11 protein-coding genes are annotated in these 13331 nt (G+C 68.1%); 5 read left to right on the top strand and 6 right to left on the bottom strand.

Features of this window, described 5'->3' with window-relative positions; all coding sequences use genetic code 11:
* Positions 1 to 59: 59 nt before the first annotated feature.
* Positions 60 to 995 carry a hypothetical protein gene (locus ABVF28_RS14655; protein ID WP_371031050.1) on the bottom strand — a complete coding sequence of 312 codons (936 nt, stop codon included), beginning with the start codon at positions 993 to 995 and terminating at the stop codon, positions 60 to 62.
* 218 nt (positions 996 to 1213) lie between these two features.
* Positions 1214 to 2056 (bottom strand): CPBP family intramembrane glutamic endopeptidase, encoded by an 843-nt coding sequence (locus ABVF28_RS14650; RefSeq protein ID WP_257023081.1) that lies wholly within the window; start codon positions 2054 to 2056, stop codon positions 1214 to 1216.
* Between the two features lie 461 nt (positions 2057 to 2517).
* On the opposite strand from ABVF28_RS14650, the gene ABVF28_RS14645 reads away from it, so the two are divergent.
* The 3 genes from ABVF28_RS14645 to ABVF28_RS14635 are packed head-to-tail and all read left to right on the top strand — an operon-like array spanning position 2518 to position 5701.
* Positions 2518 to 3786, top strand: a complete 1269-nt coding sequence (locus ABVF28_RS14645; protein ID WP_371031049.1) for a glycine betaine/L-proline ABC transporter ATP-binding protein — start codon at positions 2518 to 2520, stop codon at positions 3784 to 3786.
* Positions 3783 to 4757, top strand: coding sequence for a proline/glycine betaine ABC transporter permease (locus ABVF28_RS14640; protein WP_211892046.1), 975 nt, complete (start codon positions 3783 to 3785; stop codon positions 4755 to 4757). The genes ABVF28_RS14645 and ABVF28_RS14640 overlap by 4 nt, the downstream gene beginning before the upstream one ends.
* A gap of 47 nt (positions 4758 to 4804) precedes the next feature.
* A complete protein-coding gene (locus ABVF28_RS14635) occupies positions 4805 to 5701 on the top strand; it encodes a glycine betaine ABC transporter substrate-binding protein (protein ID WP_371031048.1) in 897 nt (298 codons plus the stop codon).
* 59 nt (positions 5702 to 5760) lie between these two features.
* On the opposite strand, the gene ABVF28_RS14630 is transcribed toward ABVF28_RS14635, so the two are convergent.
* The 4 genes from ABVF28_RS14630 to ABVF28_RS14615 all read right to left on the bottom strand — a co-directional run bounded on the left by ABVF28_RS14630 (position 5761) and on the right by ABVF28_RS14615 (position 10475).
* The gene (locus ABVF28_RS14630) at positions 5761 to 6450 is read right to left on the bottom strand and encodes an HAD family hydrolase (RefSeq protein WP_371031047.1); all 690 of its coding nucleotides are present in this window, start codon (positions 6448 to 6450) and stop codon (positions 5761 to 5763) included.
* The gene (locus ABVF28_RS14625) at positions 6447 to 7961 is read right to left on the bottom strand and encodes a GH1 family beta-glucosidase (RefSeq protein WP_371031046.1); all 1515 of its coding nucleotides are present in this window, start codon (positions 7959 to 7961) and stop codon (positions 6447 to 6449) included. The genes ABVF28_RS14630 and ABVF28_RS14625 overlap by 4 nt, the downstream gene beginning before the upstream one ends.
* A 71-nt stretch (positions 7962 to 8032) precedes the next feature.
* Entirely contained in the window at positions 8033 to 9850 is a 1818-nt protein-coding gene (locus ABVF28_RS14620) for a DEAD/DEAH box helicase (RefSeq protein WP_104311051.1), read from the bottom strand.
* Positions 9840 to 10475 (bottom strand): TetR/AcrR family transcriptional regulator, encoded by a 636-nt coding sequence (locus ABVF28_RS14615; RefSeq protein WP_371031045.1) that lies wholly within the window; start codon positions 10473 to 10475, stop codon positions 9840 to 9842. Before ABVF28_RS14615 ends, ABVF28_RS14620 begins: the two co-directional genes overlap by 11 nt.
* A gap of 83 nt (positions 10476 to 10558) precedes the next feature.
* Here ABVF28_RS14615 and ABVF28_RS14610 point away from each other — a divergent pair, with 83 nt between their 5' ends.
* Together ABVF28_RS14610 and ABVF28_RS14605 are read left to right on the top strand one after the other, a co-directional pair.
* Positions 10559 to 11617: an agmatine/peptidylarginine deiminase gene (locus ABVF28_RS14610; protein WP_371031044.1), complete on the top strand. Its 1059-nt coding sequence runs from the start codon at positions 10559 to 10561 to the stop codon at positions 11615 to 11617.
* Positions 11614 to 13329, top strand: a complete 1716-nt coding sequence (locus ABVF28_RS14605; RefSeq protein WP_371031043.1) for an amidase — start codon at positions 11614 to 11616, stop codon at positions 13327 to 13329. The genes ABVF28_RS14610 and ABVF28_RS14605 overlap by 4 nt, the downstream gene beginning before the upstream one ends.
* Positions 13330 to 13331: the final 2 nt, after the last annotated feature.

Here is a 13331-nt window from a genome sequence, read left to right as displayed (position 1 = left end):
CGCCACCACGCCACCGCCGCAGACGAACTCCGCCGCGTCACGACCGGCACGAACCTGCGCTAACCTGACCACGCGACCTGAGGAATTCCGATGAGCAACTCTGGGGAATTTCGATGAGCGCCATCATAGGCGAGGTCGATACGCGCTTTGCCGTAGCCGGGCACGGAGAGCCTGTGCTGCATCGTCGGCTCGGGAAACCCGGCCCAAAGGATCAGCAACCGCAGCACGGTCTCCTTGGGCGACTCCGATCCCTCCCGCGAGAGCTCAAGCGCTGCTCGGAGATTCGCGGCCCCTGGCCGTCCCTTCCAGCGTTTCGCCACCTTGCGGAGCTCCCCGAGTGAGTGCATCGGCGCGAGGGGGCTTCGACCCGGATAGCACTCGAACGACGTGCGCAGCGCATCCGCGAACACCACCGTCCGCGTCAGATCGAGCCGCCCCGCGAGCTGCGCGAGCAGCGTGGCCGGAGACAGCGTCAGCACTCCTCTGTGCTCGGACGTCTCGAAGCGCCTCACGTCGAGTCGATACCCGCGTATCCGCTTGCCAGTTGGCGGATGCGCCGGCTGTGCGACTGCGACGTGTGTCACCATCTCATCCTCCAGGGCTCTTGGCAGCGGGAGGCCCCACCAGCGCGCTCCCGACACGTCTGCGAGCGCCTGCCCTTCCCCAAGCCCCGCCCGTGCAAAGCTCTCGTCGAGGTCACACGGGCTGAGATCCCGAGCGGATACTCGGATGCCGTGATGTGATGCGACGAGGTCGCGCGCCCTCATCCGCTTCCGGGAGACTCCGTTGTCGACGGCTTGTGCGGTCGAGAAGCCCTCGCTCGTCGTGAGGTTCTCCGGCAGGGGTCGAGGTGTGCGCATGCAGCGACGATAAATTCGCTGGCGCCCACCGTACGAAGCGCGCCCCGCACCTGTGGAGAGGACCACATCCACAGGGTTTCTGACCACCGAGTGGCGCTCTGCCCTCGCCCTGTAGGCCCTGGGCCGATCGATCACTGCCAGCCATTGTGCCCTTTCGCGCCTCCGCTCCCCAAGCGCTGCCAGTCAAGGGGCCCTTCTGCCGCCCCGATAAGGGCCACTTGACTGGCAGCGATGGAGGTGGGGATGGGGATGGGGGTGAGGATGGAGGTGGGGACGGAGGTGGAGGTGGAGGTGGAGGTGGGGGTGGGGATGTGGCGGGGTGGCAGCGACGGGGGCGGGAATGCGGGGGCGCGCTAGTACAGGAAGATCGGCAGCCAGGCGGGGTGGTGGGCGTGGACGATGACGAGGAACACGACGAGGTCGAAGAGCAGGTGCACGCAGATGACGTACGTGAGCGACTTGGTCTTCGTGAAGATCCAGCCCTGGATGAGCGCGAACGGCAGGGTGAGCAGCGGCCCCCATGACTGGTAGCCGAGCTCCCAGAGGAAGGACACGAAGACGATCGACTGCAGCACGTTGGCGACCCAGAACGGGAAGTGGCGAAGGAGCAGCGTGAAGACCGTGCAGATGAAGAACAGCTCGTCCCAGATGCCGACGAAGCCGACGCCGACGAAGAGGCGCCCGATCTCGGACGCGGTCGTGACGGCCGGCCAGTTCTGGTAGACGCCTGAGGTGATGAAGTAGAACGGCAGGATGAGCCAGCCGAGGACCAGGACGAGGCCGAGCCAGAGCTTCTCGAGCCTTGACCAGGGGGTGCCGCGGCGCAGCGGGAACCGGACGGCGTGATCCTTGTAGACCCACCTCGAGATGGCGTATGGCACCGCCACGGCGAGCGAAAGCACTGTGCCCATCACGAAGATGTTGCCCCACGAGATGTCGGCTTTCATCGAGTGGAGGCTAATGATGCCCATGCCGATTCCGATGAGCAGCAGGTCGCGGCCGAGGCCACGATCTGCGACGAACCCGAGGGCGATTCCGGCGGCGAGCGGCAGGTAGCCGAGGTTGTTCTCGAACGCAAAGAGGACGGTCGCGCTGCACACGACCAGAAGTGCGGCGAACAGGTGCAGGAGCTTGAGCCCCTCGGATGCACGTTTTGGGGTGCCGGTGACGGGCGGGTTCTGCGCTCGTTCGCTCATCCGCTCATCTTGTCAGGCCGAGTTGGGCGGATGTTTAGCGCTTTCGCCGCCCCTGATGTAACGCTCCGGTAACTATCATGCCTGGTGCTCCGATCCGCGCAGGCATGGGCGAGACGCTGGGTCGAGACCTGGCAAACGGGCCGAGTTTGGCGGAAAATCAACCCTCTCAGGCGTTACCCGGGGAAGGCACCTTGCTAGCGTTGACTCTCGGAGTAATCGCCGCCACACCGGTTCGGCGCCGCGATTCCCCGCGAAAGACCAACCCGGTGCGCTTTATCCGCTGCCTCTGTGAGGCAATCTCGATCGGCAGCGCGCGCCCGGGGCGATGACCGCGCCCAATCGACAATCTGGCGCAGTCCGTGCCCGGTACCCGCCGCCTCAGCGACCGCCTCGTCATGCGAGGCAGCGTCGCGAACCGCAGCGATCTTTCGCGTCCGATCCATCTACCGCAGGGAGAACGCGTGAACGACACAGCTGTGTCTGTGAAGGGCCTCACGAAGGTCTTCGGGCGCAAGCCCAAGGAAGCCGCGAAGCGACTGAGCTCCGGAACGCCGAGATCAGAACTCGGCCCCGGGGTCACCGCGGCAGTCATCGACGCCACCTTCGACGTCAAGCAGAGCGAGATCTTCGTCGTCATGGGCCTCTCCGGCTCGGGCAAGTCCACCCTCATCCGCACGCTCAACGGCCTGCTCGAGCCGACCGCCGGCAGCATCGTCATCCACGGCACCGACCTCGCGACGGCCGACGCCGCCGAGGTGCGCAGCGTGCGCCAGAACCACGTCTCCATGGTGTTCCAGCACTTCGCGCTCTTCCCGCACCGCACCGTGCTCGAGAACGCCGCCTTCGGTCTCGAGGTGCAGGGCGTGCCCCGCGCAGAGCGCCTCGAACGCGCCCGCAAGGTCCTCGACCGCGTGAGCCTCGGCCAGTGGGCCGACTCGCTGCCGTCCGAGCTGTCCGGAGGCATGCAGCAGCGCGTCGGCATCGCCCGCGCGCTCACAGCCGAGACCGACATCCTGCTCATGGACGAGGCGTTCAGCGCACTCGACCCGCTCATCCGTCGCGAGATGCAGGAAGAGCTCGTCGAGCTGCAGGCAGAGCTCGGCAAGACCATCATCTTCATCACGCACGACCTCAACGAGGCGATGTTCCTCGGCGACCGGATCGCCGTGATGCGCGACGGCGCGATCGTGCAGATCGGGACGCCGGAAGACATCCTCACGGACCCGGCAAACGACTACGTCGCGCAGTTCGTGCAGGATGTGGACCGGGCGCGTGTGCTCACCGCTGGCAGCGTCATGGAGCCCGCCCGCGCCGTCGTCCCGCAGAGCGCCGGCCCCCGTGGTGCGCTCCGCGTCATGCGCGACACGCAGACCGGCGGGGCGTTCATCACGTCCACCGGCCGCAAGCTCGAGGGCGCCGTCATCGACCGCCACGTCATGCGCCTCGTGAAGGACGGCCAGCCCGACCTCGTAAGCGCCATCAAGCGCGACATCGCCATGGTCTCCCCCGAGACGCCGCTCTCGGACCTGTTCGAGCTGTCGGTCGACTCGACGCTGCCGATCGCGGTCGTCGACGAGAACCAGCGGCTCCTGGGCGTCGTGCCTCGCGTCACGATCCTCGCCTCGCTCGCGAACGTTCCAAGCACGACGGGCCTGCTCCCGATCATCGACCCCGTCTCGAGCGTCAGCCCGGCGGATATCGCAGAGACGCTCGAAGGGAGCCACGCATGATCGCCGCCACCGCGCTCACGACCCTGCCCGCCACGTTCCGACTGCCCCTCGGTGAGGGCGCAGAGGCGGTCGTCGACTGGCTGACGACTGCCCTCGACGGTTTCTTCGCCGTGATCCGCACCATCTTCCAGGGCATGTACGAGGGCGTCTACTGGGTGCTGGAGACCCCGCCGTTCTGGGCGATCCTCATCGTCGTCGCAGCGATCGCGTTCTTCGCCAAGGGCTGGAAGCTCGCAGTCGGGAGCCTCATCGGCTTCCTCATCATCGTGGGCGTCGACCAGTGGGAGAACGCCATGACGACGCTCGCGCTCGTGCTGGTCGCGAGCCTGCTGGCGATTCTCTTCAGCATCCCGCTCGGCATCTGGGCCGCGAAGTCCGACGCAGCATCGAACGCCATCAAGCCGGTCCTCGACTTCATGCAGACCATGCCGGCGTTCGTGTACCTGATCCCGGCACTCATCCTGTTCCGCGTCGGCGTCGTGCCCGGCATCGTGGCGACCATCATCTTCGCCATGGCTCCTGGTGTGCGCATGACGGAGCTGGGCATCCGCGGGGTCGACAAGGAAGTGGTCGAGGCAGGGCGCGCGTTCGGCGCGACCCCCGGCCGCATCCTGCGTCAGATCCAGCTGCCCCTCGCGATGCCCTCCATCATGGCCGGCGTCAACCAGATCATCATGCTCGCGCTCTCGATGGTCGTCATCGCCGGCATGGTCGGCGCGGGCGGGCTCGGTGCGCAGGTCGTGCAGAGCCTCAACCGCATCGACGTCGCGCTCGGATTCGAGGCGGGCATCGCGGTCGTGATCCTCGCCATGTTCCTCGACCGAGTGACGGCCGCCTTCGCCGGGCAGAAGCGGCGCGTGCCGTCGTTCCTCCGCTCGAAGCGCACCCAGCAGCATGAGGCCGCGGGCGACGGTGAAGCCGTTGCGACGCACTCCATGCCGACCAGGGCCCCGATCACCACCTCCGCCTGACCCGCCCCACGACTTCCATTCCCCAAACCAGAAACGAAAGGACGCACATGCGTACCAAGAAACGAATCATCACCGGGATCGCAGCGGCATCCGCTGCGGCACTCGCCCTCACCGGATGCTCCGGCGACACCGCCGCCGAGACGCTCGAGAACGGCGACCAGGCAGATGTCACGATCGCCGTGTTCAACGGCTGGGACGAGGGCATCGCCGCTTCCGAGCTGTGGAAGGCGATCCTCACGGAGAAGGGCTACGACGTGGAGCTCGAGTACGCGGACCCCGCTCCCGTGTTCTCCGGCCTCTCCACCGGCGACTACGACGTGACGCTCGACACGTGGCTCCCCATCACGCACTCCGACTACGTCGAGGAGTACGGCGATGACATCGTCGACCTCGGTGCGTGGAACGACGAGGCGTCGCTGACCATCGCCGTCAACGAGGACTCCCCCATCACCTCGCTCGACGAGCTCGCCGGGGCAGCCGACCAGTTCGGCAACACCATCATCGGCATCGAGCCGGGCGCAGGCCTCACGCGCGTCACGCAGGACGACGTCATCCCCGGCTACGGCCTCGAGGGAATGAACTACCAGACCTCGTCCACCGCTGCCATGCTCACCGAGCTCCAGACGGCGACGAACAACGGCGAGAACATCGTCGTCACGCTGTGGCGTCCACACTGGGCCTACGACGCGTTCCCCGTGCGCGACCTCGAGGACCCGCAGGGCCTCCTGGGCGACTCCGAGGGCATCCACTCGTACAGCAAGGCTGACTTCCAGGAGACGCACCCGACGGTCGCCGGCTGGCTCCAGAACTTCAAGATGGATTCCGAGCAGCTGTACTCGCTCGAGAACCTGATGTTCAACGAGAACGACACGGACGACTACGCGCCGATGGTCGAGCAGTGGATCTCCGAGAACCAGGAGTACGTGGACTCGCTCACCGCGTAGGTTCCACGCTGCACACGGGAAGCGGGCTGCTCATCGAGCAGCCCGCTTCCTGCGTTCGTTCAGATGGTGTCAGCCGTCACGCGCTGCCCCTGGCGGCTCCGGATGCGCTCAGGCAGCTCGACCATCGTGTCGAAGGTCTCGGCGCCGGCATCCTCGAGCCAGGCGCGCGGCGTGAGCCCGCCGGCGAAGCCGTAGGCGTGCATCCCGGCCGCCACCGCCGCCTGCACGCCGTACCTGCTGTCCTCGACGACGACGCACTTCGCCGGGTCGACGCCCATGCGATCGGCGGCATGCAGGAACAGGTCGGGCGCCGGTTTTGCGTGCTGGACCTCGGTCGCGCTGAAGATGCGCCCTTCGAAGCGCGGGTGGAGGCCCGTGTGCCCGAGCGTCTTGCTGAGCTTCGCGTGGTCGCCGCTGGAGGCGACGCAGGTCGTGAGCCTGAGCTCGTCCTGGATGACGCCGAGTGCGTCCGGCAGGCCGCTCACGGCCGTCAGCTCGGTGTCGAATGCCCGGAAGAGCGTCTCCCGCTGCAGCTCGAACCATCCCTCCGGCACGGGCCGGCCGAGGCCCTCCTGCAGCTTCCGCTCGAAGGTCGCCTGCGAGGTGCCGAGGAACCTCTCGACGTGCTCGTCCTGCGTGAGCTCCCACCCGAGTTCCGCGAGCATCTCCCGCTCGATGCGGACCGCGAGCACCTCACTGTCGACGAGCACGCCGTCGCAGTCGAAGATGACGAGTTCGACCGCGCTCATGCACCGACCGCTGGCAGGGTGCGGGTCGCGATGAGCTGCTGGTACCAGCGGCCGGAGTCCTTCCACGTGCGCTCGAGCGTGTCGTAGTCGACGCGCAGGATGCCGAAGCGCATGTTGTAGCCGAACGCCCACTCGAAGTTGTCGAAGAGCGACCAGGCGAAGTAGCCGCGCACGTCGGCGCCGGCGTCGATGGCGTCAGCGATCGCCGCGATATGGTCGCGGTAGTAGGCGACGCGTTCCGGGTCGTGCACGAGCCCGTCCTCGCCGACGACGTCGGGAAACGCCGCACCGTTCTCGGTGACCATGAGCGCCTGGCCGGGGTACCGCTCGGTGAGCGAGACCAGCAGCTCGGTGAGGCCATCCGGGAAGATGCTCCACCCCATGGAGGTGTATGGCGCGCCCTGGTCGACGAAGTCGATGTCGGTGACGCCCACCCATGGGCTCGCGGCGGACTCGCCGTGGCCGTCGTTGCGCGAGCGCTCCCCCACGCCCAGGTACTTCTTGACGCGGAACGTCGTGTAGTAGTTGACGCCGAGCACGTCGATGCGCTGGTGGATGAGCTGCGTGTCGCCAGGGAGCACAAACGACCAGTCGGTCACGTGACGTGTGTCGTGGATGAGGTCATCGTCGTAGTGTCCGGAGAGCATGGGGCCGAGGAAGACGCGGTTGGAGAGCGCGTCGATCTGGCGGACCGCGTCGAGGTCGTCCGCCGATTCGGGGTCGTCCGGGCGGATGACATGGAAGTTGAGCGTCACGGAGACGACTGCGTCCTCGCCGACGGTCTGACGGATGGCGCGGGTCGCGAGGCCGTGCGCGAGATTCAGGTGGTGGCAGGCTGCGAGTGCCGCTGCTGGCTCGGTGCGACCCGGGGCGTGGACGCCGGACGCGTACCCGAGGTAGGCCGTGCAGAACGGCTCGTTGAGGGTCGACCACGTGTGCACTCGGTCGCCGAACTCGGCGGCCATGCGCGCCGCGTACTCCGCGAACGCGTACGACGTGTTCCGGTTCGCCCAGCCGCCCTCGTCCTCGAGCTCCTGCGGCAGGTCCCAGTGGTAGAGCGTGGCGACGGGCTTCACACCGGCCGCCACGAGTGCGTCGAGAAGGTCCGAGTAGAAGCGGATGCCCTCCTCGTTGAACTCGCCGGAGCCGCCCGGCTGCACCCGCGACCAGGAGATCGAGAAGCGGTACGCATCCAGACCCATCTCTTTGATGATCTCGACGTCGTCGCGCCACCGGTGGAAGTGGTCGATGGCGACGTCGCCCGTGTCGCCGCCCTCCACCTTGCCCGGCGTGTGCGAGAACGTGTCCCAGATGGACGGTGTCCTCCCGCCCTCCGCCGCGCCGCCCTCGATCTGGTACGAGGCTGTGGCAGACCCCCAGACGAAGTCGTCAGAGAAGGTTCGAGGGGAAGAGGCCGTGGTTGGTTCTGGCACGATGCTCCTTGGCTGAGTGGATGGCGCGTCGTCGCGCACGCCCACTCTAGCGAGCCTCGCCAGCGGGCCCCCGCGCATCCACAGGCACACGAAAAATGCACCCTCGTCCGAAGACGAAGGTGCATTTCCCGTGTGCCTGCGACGGTGAGCTAGCTGTCGTAGCGCTTCTTGTACGGGCGGTCACCCGAGTCGCGCGACGGGCCGCGGTCTGGCGTCAGCTCGATGAGCTTGCCCGAGATGCGCGTGCCGGTGAGCTTGTCGAGCACGTCGTTCGACAGGTCGGCTGGCAGCTCGACGAGCGAGAAGCCCGGGCGGATGTCGATCGCGCCGAAGTCGTCGCGGCTCAGTCCGCCCTCGTTGGCGAGCGCGCCGACGATCTGGCGGGGCTCCACCTTGTGGCGCTTGCCGACCGCGAGGCGGTACATGGCCATGGGCTTGCCGCTCGAGCGCGAGCGACGCGGTGCGCGCTCTCCGCCACCACGGCTGTCGCCGCGCGAACCGCCACGGCTGTCGCCGCCGCCTTCGCGCTCGCGACGCTCCTTGCGCTCAGCCTGCTCGCGCTGGTTGCGCTCGAAGCGCTCCTTGCGCTCAGCCTCTGCGTCGAGCAGCAGCGGCGTCTCGCCCTGGGCGACGATCGCGAGCGCTGCTGCGACGTCGGATTCCGGCACGTTGTGGTTGCGCACGTAGTGGTCGATGATGTCGCGGAACTTCTCGACACGGTCGCTCTGCGTGAGCGCCTCGCTGATGGCGTCGTCGAAGCGCGTGAGGCGCGTCGTGTTGACGTCGTCGACGCTGGGGAGCTGCATCTGCGTGAGCTCCTGCTTGGTGGCCTTCTCGATCTGGCCGAGCAGGTAGCGCTCGCGAGGCGTGATGAAGCTGATCGCGTCACCGGTGCGCCCCGCGCGGCCTGTGCGGCCGATGCGGTGCACGTACGACTCGGTGTCGGTCGGGATGTCGAAGTTCACGACGTGGCTGATGCGCTCCACGTCGAGGCCACGGGCCGCGACGTCGGTGGCGACGAGGATGTCGAGCTTGCCCGACTTCAGCTGGTTGACCGTGCGCTCGCGCTGCACCTGGGCGACGTCGCCGTTGATGGCGGCCGCCGAGTATCCGCGTGCGCGGAGCTTCTCGGCAAGGCCTTCGGTCTCGTTCTTCGTGCGGACGAAGATGATCATGCCCTCGAAGTTCTCGACCTCGAGGATGCGCGTGAGCGCGTCGACCTTCTGCGCATACGACACGATGAGGTAGCGCTGCGTGATCGTCGACGAGGTCGTGGTCTTCGTCTTGACCGTGATCTCGGCGGGCTCGTTGAGGTACTTCTTCGAGATGCGACGGATCTGCGACGGCATGGTCGCGGAGAAGAGCGCGACCTGCTTGGTGTCCGGGGTGTCGGCGAGGATCGTCTCGACATCCTCAGCGAAGCCCATCTTGAGCATCTCGTCAGCCTCGTCGAGCACGAGGAACTTGAGTTCGCTCAGGTCGAGCGTGCCCTTGGAGAGGTGGTCCATGATGCGGCCGGGTGTTCCGACGACGATGTGCACGCCGCGTCGGAGCGCGGAGAGCTGGACACCGTAGCCCTGGCCGCCGTAGATGGGGAGGACGTGCACGCCGCGCATGCGCGCCGCGTACTTCTCGAACGCCTCGCACACCTGGAGGGCGAGCTCGCGGGTCGGGGCGAGCACAAGCGCCTGGGGCGTCTTCTGGTCGACATCGAGCTGGGCGAGGATGGGGAGGGCGAACGCGGCGGTCTTGCCGGTTCCTGTCTGGGCGAGGCCGACGACGTCGCGGCCTTCGAGGAGGGTGGGGATCGTCGCGGCCTGGATGGCGGACGGGGTCTCGTAACCGACGTCGCTGAGGACCTTGAGGACGGGCCCGTCAAGACCGAGATCGGCGAATGTAGGCGCGGCCTGGGCCTCTTCGGAGGGAGCCTCGGCCTCGGTCTGAACGGAAGAATTGCTAGAAGTCACGCTTTAGACTAGTCGTTTCTGTAGGGTTTTGGGCGGTTTCAACTCTGAGTATCGCATCAAGCACTGAACGAAGCAGGTCGGGGCGATCTGCGTCCCGCCCCCAGCGGACGAGCGCGTGGGCATTGAGGCCGTCGATCATGCCCAGGATCTGCCACGCGACTGCGTCAGGCTCGCGGACGCGGAACTCCCCTGTCGCACTGCCAGCGACGAGGATGCGAGTGATGGCGTCGTGCCACCTGTCCATCTCGGCACGCACGCCCTCGGCAAGCGTCTCGTTGCGGCGCCCGATCGACCATCCGTCGACCCAGACGTGGGTGACGGCGTCGCGGCTGCCGTCGAGGAGCGTCGCGACCAGCAGGTCGAGCCTGGCGGAGGCGGAGCCCACGGGCGCGAGCTCGACCTCGAGCTCGTCGAGCTCACCGCCGACGATGGCCCGGAACGTCGAGGTGACGAGCTCGTCCATGTTGGGCTCGTAGTGCGCCACGAGCGCAGGCGCGACGCCGATGCGGTTGGCGACAGCCCGCATGGTGACCCCGGCGAGCCCCTCTTCGAGCGCGAGGGCGGTCGCGGCGGCGGTGATGTCGGCGCGGCGCTCGGCGGCTGGCTTCCTGGTGGCTCTTGACACGATGTCTCGAGTCTACGTACTCTTCGAGCACTTGTTGATCAGTTGATCAACAAGTGTCGCACCGAAACCTGGAGGACCCGGACATGGCCTGGAAGATGCCCGCCGAGACGGCGCCGCACGATCGCACGTGGATGGCCTTCCCCCGCGAGGGAATCACGCTCGGCGACACCGACGGGCAGCGCGAGGCCGGGTACGCCGCCTGGACCGCGGTCGCCCACGCCGTCGCGCGCTTCGAACCCGTGACGATGGTCGTCGACCCGAGCGCGCTCTCTCGCGCGCGCCGCATGCTCGGCGAGGAGATCGAGATCCTCGAAGCACCACTCGACGAGTTCTGGATGCGCGACATCGGCCCCACGTTCGTCACCGACGACGAACGGCCGGGCGTGCTCGGCGCCGTCGACTGGATCTTCAACGGCTGGGGTGCGCCTGCCTGGGCCGAGTGGCAGAAGTCAGCTGGCATCGGCCGCATCGTGGCGGAAGCGAGCGGCGCGGAGCTCGTGAGCTCGCTCCTCGTGAACGAGGGCGGCGGCATCCACGTCGACGGCGCAGGCACGGTCCTCGCGACGGAAACGGTGCAGCTCGACCCACGCCGGAATCCGCTCGCCGACAAGACACGCGTCGAGGCCGAGTTCGCCCGGACGCTCGGCGCGACGCGCACGATCTGGCTGCCGCGCGGCCTCACCCGCGACTACGACGAGTTCGGCACGAACGGCCACGTCGACATCGTCGCGACGCTCACCGCTCCCGGCACCCTGCTGCTGCACGAGCAACAGGACCCCGAGCATCCAGACCACGCCGTGGTCGCCGAGTTGCGCGAGCATCTCGCGGGTCAGCGCGACGCTGCCGGCCGCGAGCTCGAGATCGTCGGCATCCCCGCCCCGAGCACCCTGCGCGACGAAGACGGCTTCGTCGACTGGAGCTACGTCAACCACCTCGTTACGAACGACGGCGTCGTCGCCTGCGGCTTCGACGACGGGGCGGCGGATGCACGGGCGCGCGAGGTACTCGAGTCCGTCTACCCGGGGCGCACGGTCGTCTCGGTCGACGCCCGCGAGCTGTTCGCGCGCGGCGGCGGCATCCACTGCATCACGCAGCAGCAGCCGAGCCGCAGCGTCCCGAGCACCAACGGGGGCCCGCGATGAGCTTCGACGTCGTCGAGGCGGGCATCGCGCAGCTGCGCGCCGCTCTGGAGCGCGGCGAGGTCACGAGCGGAGAACTCGTCGAGGCGTACCTCGCCCGCATCGCGGCCTACGACGCGGCGGGTCCCACGCTCAACTCCGTCGTCGTCAGCAACCCAGCGGCGCTGGACGAGGCTCGAGCCTCGGATGCACGTCGCGCAGCCGGCGAGCTGCTCGGCCCCCTCGACGGCATCCCATATACGGCGAAGGACAGCTACCTCGTCGAGGGCCTGACCGCGGCATCCGGCAGCCCCGCGTTCGCGGACCTCGTCGCGCAACGGGACGCGTTCACGATCGAGCGCCTCCGGGGCGGCGGCGCGATCTGCCTCGGCCTCACGAACATGCCGCCGATGGCCAACGGCGGCATGCAGCGCGGCGAGTACGGCCGAGCCGAGAGCCCGTACAACGGTCAGTTCCTGACGAGCGCCTTCGGGTCGGGCTCGTCGAACGGATCCGGCACGGCGACGGCGGCCAGCTTCGCGGCCTTCGGTCTCGGAGAGGAGACCTGGTCGAGCGGACGGGCGCCCGCGTCGAACAACGCCCTGTGCGCCTACACTCCCTCGCGCGGCGTCATCTCGGTGCGCGGCAACTGGCCGCTGGTCCCGACCATGGACGTCGTCGTGCCCCACACGAGATCGATGGCCGATCTCCTCGAGGTGCTCGACGTCGTCGTCGCCGACGACCACGAGACCCGCGGAGACTTCTGGCGAGCACAGCCCTGGGTGCGCATCCCCCGCACCTCCGAGGTGCGACCCGCCTCGTACGCGGCGCTGCTGCCCTCCAACCAGGCGGATGCTCGCGCGACGCTCGCCGGCACCCGCATCGGGGTTCCCCGCATGTACATCAACGCGGATCCAGACGCTGGCACGGCCGACGAGCCGGGCATCGGAGGACCGACAGGGCAGAAGATCGATACGCGTCGATCCATCGTCGAACTCTGGGAGGCCGCGCGCGCCGACCTCGAAGCCGCGGGGGCGACCGTCGTGGAGGTCGACTTCCCCGTCGTGTCCAACTACGAGGGCGACCGACCCGGGGCCCCGAAGATCTCCACGCGCGGCCTCGTCTCCCCCGAGTACCTGAAGCGCGAGATCGTGGACCTCTCGGCATGGGGCTGGGACGACTTCCTCGCCGCCAACGGCGACCCGAAGCTGAGCTCGCTCACCCAGGTGGACGGCGAACGCATCTTCCCGCACCCCGACGGCGCCCTTCCCGACCGTTACACGGGCTTCGACGACGACATCGCGACGTACCCCGAGCACGTGCGCGAGCATCCGGTCGCCTCGTTCACCGACATCCCGGAGCTTGCCGCCGGCGTTCGCGGTCTGGAGGAGACCCGGCGCATCGACCTCGAGGAGTGGCTGCTCGCGCAGCGCCTCGATGCCGTCGCCTTCCCGGCGGTGGCCGATGTGGGGCCGGCCGACATGGACGTCGACGAGGCCTCAGCGGACCTCGGCTGGCGCAACGGCGTGTGGGTCGCGAACGGCAACCTCGCGATCCGCCATCTCGGCATCCCGACCGTGACCGTGCCCATGGGCACGATGGCCGACATCGGGATGCCGGTCGGCCTCACCTTCGCTGGCCGCGCCTACGACGACACCGCGCTGCTCCGGCTCGCCGCGGCCTTCGAGGCGACGGGCGAGCGCCGCACAGAGCCTCCGCGCACGCCCCGCCTCTGAGA

The sequence above is a fragment of the Pseudoclavibacter sp. JSM 162008 genome, assembly GCF_041366455.1.
Classification (GTDB): domain Bacteria; phylum Actinomycetota; class Actinomycetes; order Actinomycetales; family Microbacteriaceae; genus Pseudoclavibacter.
This window is presented reverse-complemented; position numbering and strand designations above follow the sequence as displayed.

Excerpts from the sequence above, each read along its gene's own strand:
- ABVF28_RS14625 (WP_371031046.1), bottom strand. The coding sequence starts at position 7,961 with ATGCGCGGGGGCCCGCTGGCGAGGCTCGCTAGAGTGGGCGTGCGCGAC.
- ABVF28_RS14640 (WP_211892046.1), top strand. The coding sequence starts at position 3,783 with ATGATCGCCGCCACCGCGCTCACGACCCTGCCCGCCACGTTCCGACTG.
- ABVF28_RS14650 (WP_257023081.1), bottom strand. The coding sequence starts at position 2,056 with ATGAGCGAACGAGCGCAGAACCCGCCCGTCACCGGCACCCCAAAACGT.
- ABVF28_RS14610 (WP_371031044.1), top strand. The coding sequence starts at position 10,559 with ATGGCCTGGAAGATGCCCGCCGAGACGGCGCCGCACGATCGCACGTGG.
- ABVF28_RS14630 (WP_371031047.1), bottom strand. The coding sequence starts at position 6,450 with ATGAGCGCGGTCGAACTCGTCATCTTCGACTGCGACGGCGTGCTCGTC.
- ABVF28_RS14605 (WP_371031043.1), top strand. The coding sequence starts at position 11,614 with ATGAGCTTCGACGTCGTCGAGGCGGGCATCGCGCAGCTGCGCGCCGCT.
- ABVF28_RS14635 (WP_371031048.1), top strand. The coding sequence starts at position 4,805 with ATGCGTACCAAGAAACGAATCATCACCGGGATCGCAGCGGCATCCGCT.